The sequence below is a fragment of the Kosakonia pseudosacchari genome (genome assembly GCF_015167415.1).
GTDB lineage: Bacteria > Pseudomonadota > Gammaproteobacteria > Enterobacterales > Enterobacteriaceae > Kosakonia > Kosakonia pseudosacchari.
Window position 1 is genome coordinate 3,666,512 of sequence record NZ_CP063425.1, and the last position, 16,277, is coordinate 3,682,788.

The following is a 16,277-nucleotide window of genomic DNA, read 5'->3' on the forward strand; positions in this document are numbered from 1 at the left end:
GATGGCGGATATCGCGGTGATCTTCCACTGGCCGCCATCGGAGCTCTACCCCCTGAGTCTGGGCGAACTCATCACCTGGCGCGAAAAAGCGCTGCAGCGAAGCGGAAACACATATGAGTAACAGCGTAAATATCGAGGCCCTGCTCGCTGCTGTTGATCAAGCGAGGCGGCCATTTAAAAGCCTGCAGACGGCGAATGTCTCGCTGGCTGATGGCATAAAAGCAACAGAGAAAAACCTGAGCGGATTGTATGGTCAACTCGCTCAGGTGGATGGCTTAATGCGGGCGGAAAAAGCCCTTACCTCAGTCAATGTGCGGCTGGAAACGATGCAGCAGCGTGTGCAAAAACTGGCGGAGCAAGGCCCGCCGACGCGCAGCCACGCCAGTATTTTGCAGTTCACACAACAGCGTGTCAGCCAGCTGCATCTGCAGCGGCTCAACCTGACGGCGAAAGTCGCCAGGCGGAAAAGCGTGGTCACCGAATCCGGCCTTGACGCTGCGGCACCACTGGCGGAAAAGCTGCGGTTGAAAAGCCGCATCAGCGACAGTTCGGCGCAGTTGGTAACCCAACAGCAGAGCCTGAAACAGGAAAACCGGCAGCAACGGCAGAAGAAAATCCAGGATGCGCAGCAGAGCATCACAGGGATGAGTGGAAAAGTCGCCAGCCTTGGGAAAACCAGTATGTCGGTGGCAAACACCGGCTTTAGCCTTGGCAAAAAATTGCTGCAACCAGGTTATGAAGCATCACTGCAAGCTCGCCCTACCATGCAGCCTGCGCCAGCGGGCACCGCTGTCGCCAGCCTCCAGCAGAACGCCGGAAACCGGGCTCAGCCGATCGGCAACCAGCAACAAAGCGGCGACAATGCTGCGGCCGCGACGCAAAACAATGTCGGCAATCTTGGCACGGATTTAGCGGCGCTGCAGGCGGCCTATCAATCCCTGAGCGTGGACATTTTCGCCACTCAGGAGTCGTCGCTGCGCATGCTGGTACAGACCGCGACTGGTTATCTCGGACAGCTTCAGCAGTGGGTACAAAACAACCAGGGGCTGGTACAAAGCTTTGGTCTGATAGCGACGGTGATCGTCGGCGTTGCAGGGGCAATCGGCACCGTGGCGAGCGTGATTGCGCCTGTCTTTACGGGGATCAGCACGCTTATCACCATTGCCACGACCTTTGGCAGCGTGTTTACCACCGTTTGTGGCGGGATCATGGCGGTTATCGGCGGACTCACCTGGCCAATTGTTGCCGTGGTGGCTGCCATCGCCGCTGGCGCTGCGCTGATTTATAAATACTGGGAGCCCATTAGCGCCTTTTTTAGCGGCGTGATTGAGGGCATTACTGCGGCATTTGCCCCCATTGCAGAGATGTTTGCGCCATTACAGCCGGCTTTCGATGCCATTGGCAGCGCACTGCAAACGGTGAAAGGCACTTTTATCGAGCTGCTAACGCCAATCAAGGCCAGCGAGGAGACGCTCACACAATTCGGCAATGTCGGGCAGATTATCGGTAAAGTGCTTGTTACTGCATTCACCTGGCCACTGACCCTTTTCCGTTCACTGAGCGAGAGCGCGACGGGGTTGCTGGAGACGCTGGGCATTATTGATAAAAAACCCGCGCAGACGCTCAAGCCGCTTATCGAGCAACCCGCCACAGGAGGGGTATCCAGCTATATCCAGCCCACAAGTGCGCAGCCGGGATATAACGCCTATCAGATGGCACGCCCGTCAACAGGCGGCTCTTACCTCGACCAAAGCCGCACGGAATATAACGTCACGCTGCAGGGTGATGTCACGCCGGGCAGCAATAACGAACGCTATTTGCAGGAACTGTTCCGTCAGGATGCCAATAACCGGCGCAACAACGCCTTATCTCAATTCAATCCGTAAGGAGGGCTCGCATTATGATGCTGGCATTGGGGCTTTTTGTTTTTATGCGACAGACACTGCCGTTTCAGAATATGGACCGTACCTCAGCGTTTAACTGGAAGAACAACGCGCGCGTGGGCAAGCGCGCGGCGTTTCAGTATATCGGTCCCGGCGAGGATACCATCAATATCGCGGGCGCACTCTACCCGGAACTGACTGGCGGCGTGCTGTCGCTTGCGGCGGTACGTCTGATGGCCGAGCAAGGGCGCTCGTGGCCGCTTATTGACGGAACCGGAATGATTTACGGCATGTATGTAATAAGCAGCGTCACCGAAAACGGTTCGGAGTATTACAGTGATGGTTCACCGCGCAAAATCACCTTCACGTTAAAACTTACGCGCGTTGATGAATCGCTGGAGGCCCTGGCGGGCGATCTTCAGGCCCAGGGGGAACAACTATTCAGGGACGCGACGAAGATGCTGGGGAACCTGTGATGATTGACGTACTCACCCAGGATTTGGGGCGAACAAGTGTCCCCCTGTTTACGCTGAAGCTAAAGCAGAAACAGCCTGATCCGCAGCAAGCGCCAAAACAGCAAGTAAAAGACATTACCTACGATATTGCGCCTCGCCTGATAGCGTTGACCGTCACCGATAATCGCGGGTTTGAGGCCGATACGCTAACGCTAACGCTGGATGATGCCGACGGGAAAATCCAGATGCCGCAGCGCGGTAATGAGGTCAGTGTCGCCATTGGTCGACCAGGAGAACTGCTCACCAATATGGGCACGTTTACCATCGATCAGGTGACGCACCGAGGTACGCCGGATCAGGTGGTTGTTACCGGCCGCAGCGTCGATTTTCGCGGCAATATGAATAGCCCAAAAGAGTGGTCATGGCATGACACAACGCTTGGCGAAGTTGTCAAAGATATCGCCTGGCGTAATTCACTGAGCGCCAGTGTCGCGCCAGCGCTGGCAAATATAAAAATCGCCCATATCGACCAGTCTAATGAATCCGACATTGGCTTTCTTACCCGGCTGGCAACCCGCAACGGTGCCGAAATCGCCGTGAAATCAGGTACGCTGATTTTCCTTGTTCCAGGCATGTGTGTTCGGGGCGGCAAGGTTGTTCCTTCGGTGACGATCACCCGCAGCGATGGCGACTCACACGAGTTTACCCTTGCCGATCGCGCAGCTTACAGCGGTGTGGTTGCCCACTGGCAAGATACCAGAACGCCAAAAGCGCAGACGAAGCAGGTAAAACTGACGCGCAAAACCGCGACAACCAGCAATGAAAAACAGGAAGCGACCGATTACACCGCTGGATCAAAAGATAATATCTATACCCTACCGACGACATACTCTTCCAAAGATGAAGCCATGCGGGCGGCAGAGGCGAAGTGGCAAGAGATCCAGCGCAACGCGGCGACATTTACGCTCACTCTCGCTCAGGGGCGTACCGATATCTCAGCAGAAAGCCCTGTGTATGTTTCAGGCTTTAAAGATGCGATCAACAACACGCCCTGGGTAATTAAAAAAGTAACACATGGCATTGATAGCAATGGTTTTATTAGCAAACTGGAGCTGGAAGTGCGGGTTGATGGCGTTGAATATGAAGTGCAGGAATAGCGTCAAATGCATTCTTTAACTTGCATTTGCAAGTTAAAAGGATAATATAACTGGCATATACACGAGGGAGAAACCACCATGATGCATTGCCCGGTATGCCAACAAGCGGCGCACGCGCGCTCCAGCCGCTATCTCAGTTCTGAAACCAAAGAGCGCTATCACCAGTGTCAGAATATTCACTGCGGTTGTACGTTCGTCACCCATGAGTCGCTGGCGCGTTATATTGTCCGCCCGCCAGCGCTGCAAGTGAGCGCGTCTCACGCCGGGAAGTAATCCGGCCAAAATACTCAAAAGCCTGCGCCAGCAGGTTTTTTATTTCTGTATCGATAGCGGTAATGAAAAAATTACGCGGGCAATAGGTGGACATAAAACCGCAGATGCAGAAAGCGCGCAGGCTTCGGCCTGCATTAAAAATAAGCCTTTGCCAGCCCGCTGAGATGTAAGTCCAAAGATAATGATGCGAAACCAGAATTTGTTAACGCACGTATCTACAGGACCCTATTTCTAGGTCGCAATTACAGGGTTAATAAAGGTGGCGGCCTGTTTTGCACGGTTTAAATCCGGAGGCGATAAAGCAAAGCCTGGTGCTGATCACTGCCACAGGAGAGGGTGTGCTGATAGATATAAAAAAGGGGTTGGCATTACGCCAACCCCTTGTTTCATAACACGCTTTGGATGTAGCGTGTGCGCTATCTTAGTTAAGACGCTCTTTGATACGAGCAGACTTACCAGTACGCTCACGCAGGTAGTACAGTTTAGCTTTACGAACGGCACCACGACGTTTGACAGAGATGCTGTCAACTACCGGAGAGTGAGTCTGGAAGACACGCTCAACGCCTTCGCCGTTGGAAATTTTACGAACAGTGAATGCAGAGTGCAGACCGCGGTTACGAATAGCGATAACCACGCCCTCGAATGCCTGCAGACGTTTTTTGGAACCTTCAACAACCCATACTTTCACTTCCACGGTATCACCCGGACGGAAGGAAGGTACGTCCTGCTTCATCTGCTCTTGTTCAAGTTGCTTAATAATGTTGCTCATAATTTAATCTCTTATCCTGGGTAAACTGATATTCGGGTGGTTTCTTAAACCAACCCATCATGTTTCTGTTGCTGTTGTGCGTGTTCACGCTGGAACTCCGCCAGCAACCTTGCTTGCTCTTCAGTCAGAGCCAGGTTTTCCAGAAGTTCAGGTCTTCTAAGCCAGGTGCGGCCCAGCGACTGCTTCAAACGCCAGCGACGTATCTCGGCATGGTTCCCCGACAGTAACACCGCCGGTACTTCCATCCCTTCTAAAACTTCAGGTCGGGTATAGTGTGGGCAGTCCAGCAACCCATCAGCAAAAGAATCTTCCGTTGCCGAAGCTTCATGCCCCAGTACCCCCGGAATAAACCGGGAAACCGAGTCAATCAGCGTCATCGCTGGTAACTCACCACCGCTGAGAACGTAATCGCCGATAGACCATTCTTCGTCAATCTCGGTTTGAATTACGCGCTCATCTATCCCTTCGTAGCGACCGCACACCAGAATCAATTTCTGATTCGTTGCCAGTTCGCTGACGCCCGCTTGATCAAGCTTGCGCCCCTGAGGCGACAGATAAATCACTTTGGCGCCTTCGCCCGCCGCGGCTTTTGCTGCATGAATGGCGTCCCGTAACGGGTTCACCATCATTAACATCCCCGGTCCGCCGCCGTAAGGACGATCGTCCACGGTACGGTGCCGGTCATGAGCGAAATCACGCGGACTCCAGCTCTGGATGCTCAGCAGGCCATTTTTTACTGCCCGGCCAGTTACCCCGTAGTCGGTAATCGCGCGGAACATTTCAGGAAACAGGCTAATTATGCCAATCCACATAGCGCCGTCTTTTACCGTATATCCGGAGGTTTAAAAACCAGGATCCCAATCTACTTCAATGGTTTGAGTAGTGAGATCGACTTTCTTGATAACCTGCCCATCGAGGAACGGAACCAACCGCTCCTTGATACCAAATGCATCTTTCAGGTTTGCCTTGATGACGAGAACGTCATTCGACCCGGTTTCCATCATATCGACGACTTTACCGAGGCTGTAACCTTCAGTAGTCACTACCTGGCAGCCCATCAGGTCTTTCCAGTAGTAGTCACCCTCTTCCAGTTCCGGCAACTGCGCGGAATCCACGACAATCTCACAATTGGTCAGCAGATTCGCGGCATCTCTGTCATCAACACCTTTCAGTTTGATGACGATGTCCTGATTGTGGTAGCGCCAGCTTTCCAGCTCAATGCTCTGCCACTGACCCGCCTTCTGGATAAACCAGGGCTGATAGTCAAAAATGCTTTCGGCGTCTTCGGTGGAGGAAAACACTCTGAGCCAACCACGAATTCCGTAAGAAGACCCCAGCTTGCCGACAATAATTGGCTCAACAGGGACCGGTGCGGCTTGTTGCTTGCTCATCATGACCACCGTGACAGATTAAGCTGCTTTCTGTGCTGCTTTGATCAGCGCGGAAACGCGATCGGAAACGGTAGCGCCCTGGCCAACCCAGTGCTGAATACGATCCAGATCCAGGCGGGTGCCTTCTTCTTTCTCGGAAGCGATCGGGTTGAAGAAACCAACGCGCTCAATGAAGCGACCGTTGCGTGCATTGCGGCTGTCAGTCACAACAACCTGGTAGAACGGACGCTTTTTAGCGCCGTGACGTGCTAAACGAATAGTTACCATAACATCCTCTTGTGTGAATAAAACACCAGGCCCCATCGAGGAACGGAGCCCGGTGTCATATTAAAAGCCCGAAAATTTTACTGATTTTGGGGGAAATTGCAATCAGGATAAAGTAAACAAAGGATATAAGGCGTATATCGGTGCAGCCAGTTTAGTTCCGGCGTGCGCACAGAAAGCGGAGCGTACACGTAGTACGTGAGCATTTCGAGCACACCCCGGAGCTAAAATGGCAAACAAGATAGCCTTATGCCCTTGTTTTAGCGCCCCGGGAAGCCTGGCGGCATCATCCCCTTCATCCCGCGCATCATCTTCGCCATCCCGCCCTTCTTCATCTTCTTCATCATGCGCTGCATGTCGTCGAATTGTTTGAGCAGACGGTTCACATCCTGCACCTGCATACCGCAGCCGGCAGCGATACGGCGTTTACGCGACCCTTTGATGATGTCCGGGTTGGCGCGCTCTTTCAGCGTCATGGAATTAATGATCGCCTCCATACGCACCAGCACTTTGTCGTCCATTTGCGCTTTAACATTGTCCGGGATTTGCCCCATGCCCGGCAGCTTGCCCATCAGGCTCGCCATACCGCCCATGTTTTTCATCTGGCGCAGCTGCTCAAGGAAGTCGGTCAGATCGAAGCCGTCGCCCTTCTTCAGTTTATTCGCCAGCTTCTCCGCCTGGGCGCGGTCAACTTTGCTTTCGATATCTTCGATAAGCGACAGCACGTCGCCCATGCCAAGAATACGCGAGGCGATACGATCCGGGTGGAACGGCTCCAGCGCTTCGGTTTTCTCGCCGACGCCGAGGAATTTAATCGGCTTGCCGGTAATATGGCGAATGGAGAGCGCCGCACCGCCGCGCGCATCACCGTCCACTTTCGTCAGCACTACGCCGGTCAGCGGCAGCGCTTCATTAAAAGCTTTCGCGGTATTCGCGGCGTCCTGACCGGTCATTGCGTCGACGACAAACAGGGTTTCCACCGGCTTAATTGCCGCGTGAACCTGTTTGATCTCATCCATCATCGCTTCGTCGACATGCAAACGACCGGCGGTATCCACCAGCAGCACGTCGTAGAATTTCAGCTTCGCCTCTTTCAGCGCGGCGTTAACAATATCCACAGGCTTTTGCGCGACGTCCGAAGGGAAGAAATCGACGTCAACCTGCTGCGCCAGAGTTTCCAGTTGTTTGATCGCCGCCGGACGGTAAACGTCGGCAGAAACGACCATCACTTTCTTCTTGTGCTTCTCGCGCAGGAACTTACCGAGCTTACCGACGCTGGTGGTTTTACCCGCACCTTGCAGACCCGCCATTAGCACCACCGCGGGTGGTTGCGCGGCGAGGTTCAGGCTCTGGTTCTCTTCGCCCATCGCCGCAACCAGTTCGTTGCGCACGATTTTGACGAACTCCTGGCCCGGCGTCAGGCTCTTGTTCACTTCATGGCCAACCGCTTTCTCTTTTACGCGGTTGATAAAATCACGCACCACCGGCAGCGCAACGTCCGCTTCCAGCAGCGCCATACGCACTTCGCGCAGGGTGTCTTTGATGTTGTCTTCAGTGAGGCGTCCACGGCCACTGATATTGCGCAGGGTGCGCGACAAACGATCGGTTAAATTATCAAACATTGTCTCTCGCCTGAGGTGATACGATGGCCGCCAGCGCGACGCATAACAGAAATTTTCGGGAGTATAACATGAAGACATTGCTCCTGTATGTGATGCAACTATTGGAGCCAACGTCACGTAACGTTATACTGCTTTTCTTTCTTCTTCAGTCAACTGCCGACATCCTATGCCCGTTTTTGCCCTGATCGCTCTTGTCGCCTACTCAATCAGCATTGCGCTGATCGTTCCCAGCCTGCTACAAAAAAACAGCGGTTGGCGCAGAATGGCCATCCTTTCGGCGGTGATCGCGCTTATCTGTCACGGCTTCGGCTTGAAAGAGCGGCTGTTCCCGGATGACGGCGGGCAGAACCTGAGCCTGCTGAATGTCGGTTCGCTGGTCAGCCTGATGATCTGTACGGTAATGACCATTGTGGCGTCGAAAAATCGCGGCTGGCTGCTGCTGCCGATCGTCTACACTTTCGCGCTGATCAACCTCGCTTTCGCCGTTTTTGTACCCAATGAGTACATTACCCATCTGGAAGCCACGCCCGGCATGCTGGTGCACATTGGCCTGTCGCTCTTTGCCTACGCCACCCTGATTATTGCGGCAATGTACGCGCTGCAACTGGCCTGGATTGATTACCAGTTGAAGAATAAACGGCTGGCGTTCAGCAACGAAATGCCGCCGCTGATGGTGATTGAGCGCAAAATGTTCCACATTACTCAGGTTGGCGTGGTGCTGCTGACGCTGACGCTGTGTACTGGCCTGTTCTTTATGCAGAACCTGTTCAGCATGGAAAATATCGACAAAGCGGTGCTCTCTATTATCGCCTGGTTTGTCTATATCGTTCTGCTGTGGGGCCATTACCATGAGGGCTGGCGCGGCCGCAGGGTCGTCTGGTTCAACGTTGCAGGCGCGGGGATTTTAACGCTGGCCTATTTTGGCAGCCGCATTCTGCAGCAGTTCGCGAGCTAAACACAAAGGAGTTCCCCCTGGAACACATCTCCACCACGACGCTGATTATTACGTTAATCATCATGGTCGTGGTTTCGGCCTATTTTTCCGGTTCCGAAACCGGAATGATGACACTCAACCGCTACCGCTTGCGCCACTTAGCCAAGCAGGGCAACCGCGCGGCAAAACGCGTCGAAAAGCTGTTGCGTAAACCCGACCGCCTGATAAGCCTGGTGTTGATTGGTAACAACCTCGTCAATATTCTGGCGTCGGCAATTGGCACCATTGTTGGCATGCGCCTGTATGGCAATGCGGGCGTCGCTATCGCCACCGGCGTACTGACTTTTGTGGTGCTGGTGTTCGCCGAAGTACTGCCAAAAACCATCGCCGCGCTCTATCCGGAGAAAGTGGCGTTTCCCAGCAGTTTCCTGCTGGCGCCGCTGCAAGTGATCATGATGCCACTGGTGTGGTTGCTGAACGGCGTGACGCGAGTGCTGATGCACATGGTCGGTATTAAAGCGGATGTAGTGGTCAGCGGCGCGCTCAGCAAAGATGAGCTGCGCACCATTGTGAATGAATCACGCTCGCAAATTTCTCGCCGCAACCAGGACATGTTGCTGTCGATTCTCGATCTGGAAAAAGTCAGCGTTAACGACATCATGGTGCCGCGCAACGAAATCGTCGGCATTGATATCAATGACGACTGGAAAGCCATTGTTCGTCAGCTCACCCACTCACCGCATGGTCGCATTGTGCTCTACCGTGATTCGCTGGATGACGCCATTAGTATGCTGCGCGTGCGCGAAGCCTACCGGCTAATGACGGAAAAAAACGAGTTTACCAAAGAGGTGATGTTGCGCGCCGCCGATGAAATCTACTATGTCCCGGAAGGCACACCGCTGAGCGTGCAACTGGTGAAATTCCAGCGCAATAAAAAGAAAGTCGGCCTGGTGGTAGACGAGTATGGCGATATTCAGGGGCTGGTAACGGTCGAAGATATTCTCGAAGAGATTGTCGGCGACTTTACCACGTCGATGTCGCCTGCGCTGGCGGATGAAGCCACGCCGCAAAATGACGGCTCGGTGATCATCGATGGCAGCGCCAACGTTCGCGAGCTGAATAAAGCCTTTAACTGGCGCTTACCGGAAGACGAAGCCCGCACGATTAACGGCATGCTGCTGGAGGCGCTGGAAGAGATCCCGGCAGTAGGTACGCGTGTCCGTATCGAGCAGTACGACATCGATATTCTCGACGTGCAGGACAATATGATTAAGCAGGTTCAGGTGATCCCGGTGAAAGCGCTGCGGGAAAGCGTCGCCGAATAAGCGAAAAAAAACCCTCTCCGGGCGGAGAGGGTTTTATCAGAAAGCGTTACGCCTTCGCTTTAGCAACGGTCACCATCGCAGCGCGAATGGTGCGGCCGTTTAAGGTGTAACCTTTTTGCATCACGCCCAGCACTTTACCTGCGGCAATCTCTTCAGATTCCACCATGGCAATCGCCTGATGCACGTTTGGATCCAGCGGAACGTCGGTTTCAGCAATCACTTCCACGCCGAATTTTTTCACCACATCCAGCATGTTTTTCAGCGTCAGCTCAATGCCTTCAACCATCGGTGCCATCTCGGCGTTGTCTTTGTCCGCCACTTCCAGTGCGCGATCCAGGCTATCGATAACCGGCAGCAGTTCATTGACGAACTTCTCCAGCGCGAATTTATGCGCTTTCTCAATATCCTGTTCGGTACGGCGACGCAGGTTTTCCATTTCCGCTTTAACGCGTAAAACAGTTTCGCGCTCGCGGCTTTCCGCTTCAGCTAACTGCGCTTCAAGGTTCGCAATTTTCTCATCGCGCGGATCCACCTGCCCAGCCGAATCGTCAGACTCAACAACTGCCTCAACTTCGTCGTGCTGTTCCATGATAATTTCTTCCGGGGCTTGCCCGTCAGGCGTTTTCTGTTCTTTACTACTCATGAATTTCTCCGCGTTTTTTTGCATTCATCTCGCTAACCTGCATTATTATGGGGATCAGTTTCCGGGATTCAAGGGAACGTGACAGATTGTCATCATTTCATTCGCCACAAGGACCTCCAGAAAATGACCCATCATTTCAAGTGTATTGGTATTGTCGGGCATCCACGGCACCCTACCGCACTGACCACACATGAAATGTTATATCGCTGGTTAAGCGCCAAAGGTTATGACGTCATTGTCGAACAACAAATTGCCCAGGAATTGCAGCTTAATAATGTGAAAACCGGCACGCTGGCAGAAATCGGTCAACAAGCCGATCTCGCGGTGGTTGTCGGCGGCGACGGCAATATGCTGGGCGCGGCCCGCACGCTGGCGCGCTATGACATCAAGGTTATTGGGATTAACCGCGGCAACCTCGGCTTTCTCACCGATCTCGATCCCGACAACGCGCAGCAACAGTTGGCAGACGTGCTGGAAGGTCATTATATCGCTGAAAAACGTTTTCTGCTGGAAGTGCAAGTCTGTCAGCAAGAGTGCCAGAAGCGCATCAGCACGGCGATCAACGAAGTGGTGCTGCACCCGGGCAAAGTGGCCCATATGATCGAATTTGAAGTCTATATTGACGAAGTTTTTGCCTTTTCCCAGCGTTCCGACGGGCTGATTATCTCAACCCCTACCGGTTCCACCGCCTATTCACTCTCCGCCGGCGGGCCAATTCTGACGCCATCGCTGGATGCCATCACGCTGGTACCGATGTTCCCGCACACATTGTCTGCGCGCCCGCTGGTAATAAACAGCAGCAGCACCATTCGCCTGCGTTTTTCCCATCGCCGCAGCGATCTGGAGGTGAGCTGCGATAGCCAAATCGCGCTGCCGATTCAGGAAGGCGAAGATGTACTCATCCGTCGCTGCGACTATCATCTCAATCTTATTCACCCTAAAGATTACAGCTATTTCAATACGTTAAGCTCTAAACTTGGTTGGTCGAAAAAATTGTTCTGAAAATCATCGCACAACGCTTTACTGTATATAAAACCAGTTTATACTGTACGAAAACACAGTTATGGTTTTTCATACAGGAAAGCGACCATGTTGGCACAACTGACCATCAGTAATTTTGCTATCGTTCGTGAGCTCGAGATTGATTTTCACAGCGGGATGACAGCTATTACCGGCGAAACCGGGGCGGGTAAATCTATTGCCATTGATGCGCTCGGGCTATGCCTGGGCGGTCGTGCGGAAGCCGACATGGTACGCGCCGGTGCGCCGCGCGCCGATCTGTGCGCCCGCTTCGCACTCAAAGATACTCCTGCCGCCCAACGCTGGCTGGAAGAGAACCAGTTAGAAGATGGGCGTGAGTGTTTACTTCGCCGTGTTATCAGCAGCGACGGACGTTCCCGTGGTTTTATCAACGGCACGGCTGTGCCGCTTTCCCAGTTGCGCGAGTTGGGTCAGCTGCTCATTCAGATTCACGGCCAACACGCGCACCAGTTACTGATTAAACCTGAGCACCAGAAAAACCTGCTCGATGGTTACGCCGGTGAGTATGCGCTCACTCAGCAAATGACCGAACACTACCGCGCCTGGCATCAAAGTTGCCGCGAGCTGGCTCAGCATCAACAGCAAAGCCAGGAGCGCGCCGCCCGCGCAGAACTTTTGCACTATCAATTGAAAGAGCTGAATGAATTTAACCCGCAGCCAGGGGAGTTCGAACAGATTGATGAAGAGTACAAACGCCTCGCCAACAGCGGGCAATTGCTCTCTACCAGTCAGCATGCACTGAACGTACTGGCAGACGGTGAAGAGACTAATCTGCAAAGCCAGCTCTATACTGCGCGCCAACTCGTTGGCGAACTGGCAGGTATGGACGCACGTCTTTCCGGCGTGCTGGATATGCTCGAAGAAGCGGCCATTCAGATTAGCGAAGCCAGCGATGAACTGCGCCACTACTGTGACCGCTTAGATCTCGATCCGAACCGCCTGTACGAGCTGGAACAGCGTATCTCACGGCAGATCTCGCTGGCACGCAAACATCACATCAGCCCTGAAGAGCTGCCTCAGTTTCACCAGTCGCTGCTTGATGAACAGCAGTTACTCGACGATCAGGCTGATTCCCAGGAAACCCTGGCGCTGGCTGTCACGCAGCACCACCAGCTTGCGCTGGCGACCGCCCAGCAGCTGCATGACCAGCGCGTGAAATATGCGCAGGAACTCGGGGAATTAATTACCGAAAGCATGCATTCGCTCTCCATGCCGCATGGCGTGTTTACCATTGATGTGGCGTTTGATGCCCACTCGCTGACAGCTGAAGGTGCCGATCGCATCGAATTTCGTGTGACCACCAACCCAGGTCAACCGCTGCAATCAATCGCCAAAGTCGCCTCCGGTGGTGAGCTGTCGCGCATTGCGCTGGCTATTCAGGTGATCACCGCGCGGAAGATGGAAACCCCGGCGCTGATTTTCGACGAAGTCGACGTTGGCATCAGCGGCCCGACGGCCGTTGTTGTTGGCAAGTTACTGCGCCAGTTGGGCGAATCCACGCAGGTAATGTGCGTAACGCACCTGCCGCAGGTTGCCGGTTGTGGTCATCATCACTTCTTTGTCAGCAAGGAAACGGATGGCGCAATGACCGAAACGCATATGCAGCCGCTGGATAAACGCGCCCGTTTGCAGGAACTGGCGCGCCTGCTTGGCGGTAGTGAAGTGACCCGCAACGCGCTGGCGAATGCCAAAGAGCTGCTGGCAGCGTAAACTTTTTTGTAATATGACGGTCTGAGTTCTCGACAAAATCGACAACAGACCAGCCGGCAAAGGTTTTAAACTGGCGAAAGGTCTATTATCATCGGCATATTACATATGAGCCACGTATTGTTCGGGCCGAAAAGGAATCAAATCACTATGCGCTGTAAAATGCTGACTGCTGCCGCAGCGGTTCTTCTGATGTTGACCGCAGGTTGCTCTACCGTAGAACGCGTGGTTTACCGTCCTGATATCAATCAGGGGAACTACCTGACGCCAAACGATGTTTCTAAAATCCGCGTAGGTATGACGCAACAGCAGGTTGCTTATGCACTGGGTACGCCGATGATGACCGACCCGTTTGGCAGTAACACCTGGTTCTACGTCTTCCGCCAGCAGCCGGGCCATGAAGATGTTTCGCAGCAAACCCTGACGCTGACTTTCAGCAGCAACGGCGTATTGACCAATATGGATAACAAACCTGCGCTGACCAAAGGCTAAGGTTGCAGAAATGCAAAAAGGTGCTCAATGAGCACCTTTTTTGTTTGAATCACTTATGTCGCCTCTTTTCCCGTCGTGTTCGGGGTCTTACTTACCTGCGCAGGGAACATAACCCACCGCTATCAGCTTACGCTTTCTTTGCTGACTTCTCAGCGCGCTGGCGACGTAACTCTTTCGGATCGGCAATCAGCGGGCGATAAATCTCTACGCGATCGCCATCATGCACGCGATCCTGCAATTTCACCGGGCGGCTATAGATACCCACTTTATTCACTTTCAGGTCAATATCATCACGCAGCTCGAGCAAACCCGAAGCCCGTATCGCCTGCTCAACGGTTGCGCCCTCTTCGAGCGTCACCCGTTGAAGGTACTGTTTCTCCGGCAGTGCGTAAGCCACTTCAACAGCGATATTACCCGGCACGGTAAACCTCTTTCGCCCGATGCGTAAACGCCTGCACCATATTGGCCGCCAGCTCTTTGAAGATGCGGCCAAACGCCAGCTCAATCAGCTTATTGGTAAATTCAAAATCAAGCTGGAACTCAATCCGGCAGGCCTCGGCACTCAGTGGAGTAAATTTCCACCCACCAATCAGAGACTTAAATGGGCCATCGACCAGATGCATCAAAATGCTTTGATTAGTGTTTAGCGTATTTCGCGTGGTAAATGTCTTGCTGATCCCGGCTTTGGAAACATCCACTGCCGCTGTCATTTGCGTCGGCCCGGATTCCAGCACCCGGCTGCCAGTACAGCCAGGCAAAAACTGCGGGTAAGATTTTACGTCATTCACTAACTGGTACATTTGTTCCGCGCTGTAAGGCACCAGCGCAGTACGGCTAATCTGAGGCATATCGTTTTCCGCGTTCACACAATCGTCAAATAATACCATTTCCCCAGGATGAAAGGAAAACGCTATGCCCGAACTCATGCTAAGATAATCGGCTAAACCTCACAGGACGCAATGAGGTCAGTTTCAGATATCAGATTACCGGATGGCTTCACGACACTATGACGAAGAAAAAAGCATACAAACCAGGTTCAGCCACCATTGCGCTGAATAAGCGCGCCCGCCATGAATACTTCATTGAAGAGGAATTTGAGGCCGGGCTGGCACTGCAAGGCTGGGAAGTAAAATCCTTACGCGCCGGTAAAGCAAACATTGGCGACAGCTACGTTATTTTGAAAGACGGCGAAGCCTTTCTGTTTGGCGCAAACTTTACGCCGCTGACCGTAGCCTCCAGCCACTACGTTTGCGATCCGACTCGCACACGCAAGCTGCTGCTTAACCAGCGCGAACTCGATTCACTCTACGGTCGCATTAACCGCGAAGGTTATACCGTTGTGGCGCTGTCGCTGTACTGGAAAAACGCCTGGTGTAAAGTAAAAATCGGCGTGGCGAAAGGTAAGAAACAGCACGACAAGCGCACCGATCTGAAAGAGCGCGAATGGCAGTTGGATAAAGCTCGCATTATGAAAAACGCCGGGCGTTAATCACGTCCGCGTCGCCCTCTCACGCCGGGAGAGGGCATCGAATACTTCTCAGCGCCTCATTCAGTGTGTTCAGCGGTTTAATCAGATAATCCAGCACCGATTTTGATCACTACATTCGCAATCATCCCCGGCAGGCCCGGAAAGATTGTCCAGGGCGGCTGTTCAGCCCCGCTTCTTATGTGCGCATAACCCACTGCTTAGTGCGATCAACAACAGGCGAGCGGAATCAGTTTCATACCCTCTATTAAGTTAGCCGTCTTGTATGAACGCATCAGGCAATGGCAAATACAGCAGTTGCGGTTATGTATGAACACAAACCAACCACATTTTCCTCGTCAAAAGTCATTGTGATCTGGACTGGAATGGCACGTCATAAATCTGTTATACTCACCGTCACACTTTTGGGGCTGATTCTGGATTCGACGGGATTCGCGAAACCCAAGGTGCATGCCGAGGGGCGGTTGGCCTCGTAAAAAGCCGCAAAAAAATAGTCGCAAACGACGAAAACTACGCTTTAGCAGCTTAATAACCTGCTTAGAGCCCTCTCTCCCTAGCCTCCGCTCTTAGGACGGGGATCAAGAGAGGTCAAACCCAAAAGAGATCGCGTGGATGCCCTGCCTGGGGTTGAAGCGTTAAAACTAATCAGGCTAGTTTGTTAGTGGCGTGTCCGTCCGCAGCCGGCAAGCGAAATTAAAGACTGGACTAAGCATGTAGTACCGAGGATGTAGGAATTTCGGACGCGGGTTCAACTCCCGCCAGCTCCACCAAATATACATGGACAGTGGCAGGACAGAGTCTTAAAAAACAGTAGGTTAGCCACTTACCCCGGACG

19 protein-coding genes and 1 other RNA gene are annotated in these 16,277 nt (G+C 53.2%); 12 read left to right on the forward strand and 8 right to left on the reverse strand.

The genetic code is table 11. The annotated features are described in order from the left end of the window. The first annotated feature begins 1 nt into the window (after position 1). From IP581_RS17240 to IP581_RS17260, 5 genes are all read left to right on the forward strand, one after another. Positions 2–121 carry a GpE family phage tail protein gene (locus IP581_RS17240; RefSeq protein WP_086873817.1) on the forward strand — a complete coding sequence of 40 codons (120 nt, stop codon included), beginning with the start codon at positions 2–4 and terminating at the stop codon, positions 119–121. Beyond that, positions 114–1,886 carry a phage tail tape measure protein gene (locus IP581_RS17245; protein WP_193820964.1) on the forward strand — a complete coding sequence of 591 codons (1,773 nt, stop codon included), beginning with the start codon at positions 114–116 and terminating at the stop codon, positions 1,884–1,886. The genes IP581_RS17240 and IP581_RS17245 overlap by 8 nt, the downstream gene beginning before the upstream one ends. Before the next feature lie 14 nt (positions 1,887–1,900). Then, a complete protein-coding gene (locus IP581_RS17250) occupies positions 1,901–2,359 on the forward strand; it encodes a phage tail protein (protein ID WP_193820965.1) in 459 nt (152 codons plus the stop codon). Further along, positions 2,359–3,495: a phage late control D family protein gene (locus tag IP581_RS17255; RefSeq protein ID WP_193820966.1), complete on the forward strand. Its 1,137-nt coding sequence runs from the start codon at positions 2,359–2,361 to the stop codon at positions 3,493–3,495. The genes IP581_RS17250 and IP581_RS17255 overlap by 1 nt, the downstream gene beginning before the upstream one ends. 78 nt (positions 3,496–3,573) lie before the next feature. Further along, on the forward strand, positions 3,574–3,768 hold the full coding sequence (locus tag IP581_RS17260) for an ogr/Delta-like zinc finger family protein (RefSeq protein ID WP_017459926.1): 195 nt from the start codon (positions 3,574–3,576) through the stop codon (positions 3,766–3,768). A 421-nt stretch (positions 3,769–4,189) separates the two neighbouring features. On the opposite strand, the gene rplS is transcribed toward IP581_RS17260, so the two are convergent. The 5 genes from rplS to ffh form a co-directional block, all read right to left on the reverse strand. Continuing rightward, a complete protein-coding gene (gene rplS, locus IP581_RS17265; protein ID WP_004104634.1) occupies positions 4,190–4,537 on the reverse strand; it encodes a 50S ribosomal protein L19 in 348 nt (115 codons plus the stop codon). Between the two features lie 44 nt (positions 4,538–4,581). Then, entirely contained in the window at positions 4,582–5,349 is a 768-nt protein-coding gene (gene trmD, locus IP581_RS17270) for a tRNA (guanosine(37)-N1)-methyltransferase TrmD (RefSeq protein WP_017459925.1), read from the reverse strand. 30 nt (positions 5,350–5,379) lie between these two features. Continuing rightward, positions 5,380–5,928, reverse strand: a complete 549-nt coding sequence (gene rimM, locus IP581_RS17275; protein WP_017459924.1) for a ribosome maturation factor RimM — start codon at positions 5,926–5,928, stop codon at positions 5,380–5,382. 18 nt (positions 5,929–5,946) lie between these two features. Further along, complete coding sequence (gene rpsP, locus IP581_RS17280) at positions 5,947–6,195, reverse strand: 30S ribosomal protein S16 (RefSeq protein WP_017459923.1); 249 nt, start codon at positions 6,193–6,195, stop codon at positions 5,947–5,949. Between the two features lie 257 nt (positions 6,196–6,452). After that, positions 6,453–7,814 carry a signal recognition particle protein gene (gene ffh / locus IP581_RS17285; protein ID WP_017459922.1) on the reverse strand — a complete coding sequence of 454 codons (1,362 nt, stop codon included), beginning with the start codon at positions 7,812–7,814 and terminating at the stop codon, positions 6,453–6,455. 166 nt (positions 7,815–7,980) lie between these two features. On the opposite strand from ffh, the gene IP581_RS17290 reads away from it, so the two are divergent. Further along, positions 7,981–8,769, forward strand: coding sequence for a cytochrome C assembly family protein (locus tag IP581_RS17290; RefSeq protein ID WP_017459920.1), 789 nt, complete (start codon positions 7,981–7,983; stop codon positions 8,767–8,769). A 17-nt stretch (positions 8,770–8,786) separates the two neighbouring features. Next, a complete protein-coding gene (locus tag IP581_RS17295) occupies positions 8,787–10,073 on the forward strand; it encodes an HlyC/CorC family transporter (RefSeq protein WP_097401806.1) in 1,287 nt (428 codons plus the stop codon). Between the two features lie 46 nt (positions 10,074–10,119). Here IP581_RS17295 and grpE read toward each other — a convergent pair whose 3' ends face one another. Further along, entirely contained in the window at positions 10,120–10,716 is a 597-nt protein-coding gene (gene grpE / locus IP581_RS17300) for a nucleotide exchange factor GrpE (RefSeq protein ID WP_141399377.1), read from the reverse strand. A gap of 123 nt (positions 10,717–10,839) precedes the next feature. Here grpE and nadK point away from each other — a divergent pair, with 123 nt between their 5' ends. The 3 genes from nadK to bamE all read left to right on the forward strand — a co-directional run bounded on the left by nadK (position 10,840) and on the right by bamE (position 13,956). Further along, complete coding sequence (nadK, locus tag IP581_RS17305) at positions 10,840–11,718, forward strand: NAD(+) kinase (RefSeq protein ID WP_020454803.1); 879 nt, start codon at positions 10,840–10,842, stop codon at positions 11,716–11,718. An 87-nt stretch (positions 11,719–11,805) separates the two neighbouring features. Continuing rightward, positions 11,806–13,467, forward strand: a complete 1,662-nt coding sequence (gene recN, locus IP581_RS17310) for a DNA repair protein RecN (protein ID WP_193820967.1) — start codon at positions 11,806–11,808, stop codon at positions 13,465–13,467. Positions 13,468–13,614: 147 nt separating this feature from the next. Beyond that, the gene (gene bamE, locus IP581_RS17315; RefSeq protein WP_017459915.1) at positions 13,615–13,956 is read left to right on the forward strand and encodes an outer membrane protein assembly factor BamE; all 342 of its coding nucleotides are present in this window, start codon (positions 13,615–13,617) and stop codon (positions 13,954–13,956) included. Positions 13,957–14,083: 127 nt separating this feature from the next. Here the strand turns inward: bamE and IP581_RS17320 are convergent, their stop codons facing one another. Together IP581_RS17320 and IP581_RS17325 are read right to left on the reverse strand one after the other, a co-directional pair. Then, positions 14,084–14,377, reverse strand: coding sequence for an RnfH family protein (locus tag IP581_RS17320; RefSeq protein WP_086873808.1), 294 nt, complete (start codon positions 14,375–14,377; stop codon positions 14,084–14,086). After that, complete coding sequence (locus IP581_RS17325) at positions 14,367–14,804, reverse strand: type II toxin-antitoxin system RatA family toxin (RefSeq protein ID WP_208616155.1); 438 nt, start codon at positions 14,802–14,804, stop codon at positions 14,367–14,369. The genes IP581_RS17320 and IP581_RS17325 overlap by 11 nt, the downstream gene beginning before the upstream one ends. A 158-nt stretch (positions 14,805–14,962) precedes the next feature. On the opposite strand from IP581_RS17325, the gene smpB reads away from it, so the two are divergent. Both smpB and ssrA read left to right on the forward strand, forming a co-directional pair. Next, entirely contained in the window at positions 14,963–15,445 is a 483-nt protein-coding gene (smpB, locus tag IP581_RS17330; RefSeq protein ID WP_017459912.1) for an SsrA-binding protein SmpB, read from the forward strand. A gap of 403 nt (positions 15,446–15,848) precedes the next feature. After that, positions 15,849–16,212, forward strand: a transfer-messenger RNA (tmRNA) gene (gene ssrA / locus IP581_RS17335). Positions 16,213–16,277 lie beyond the last annotated feature (65 nt).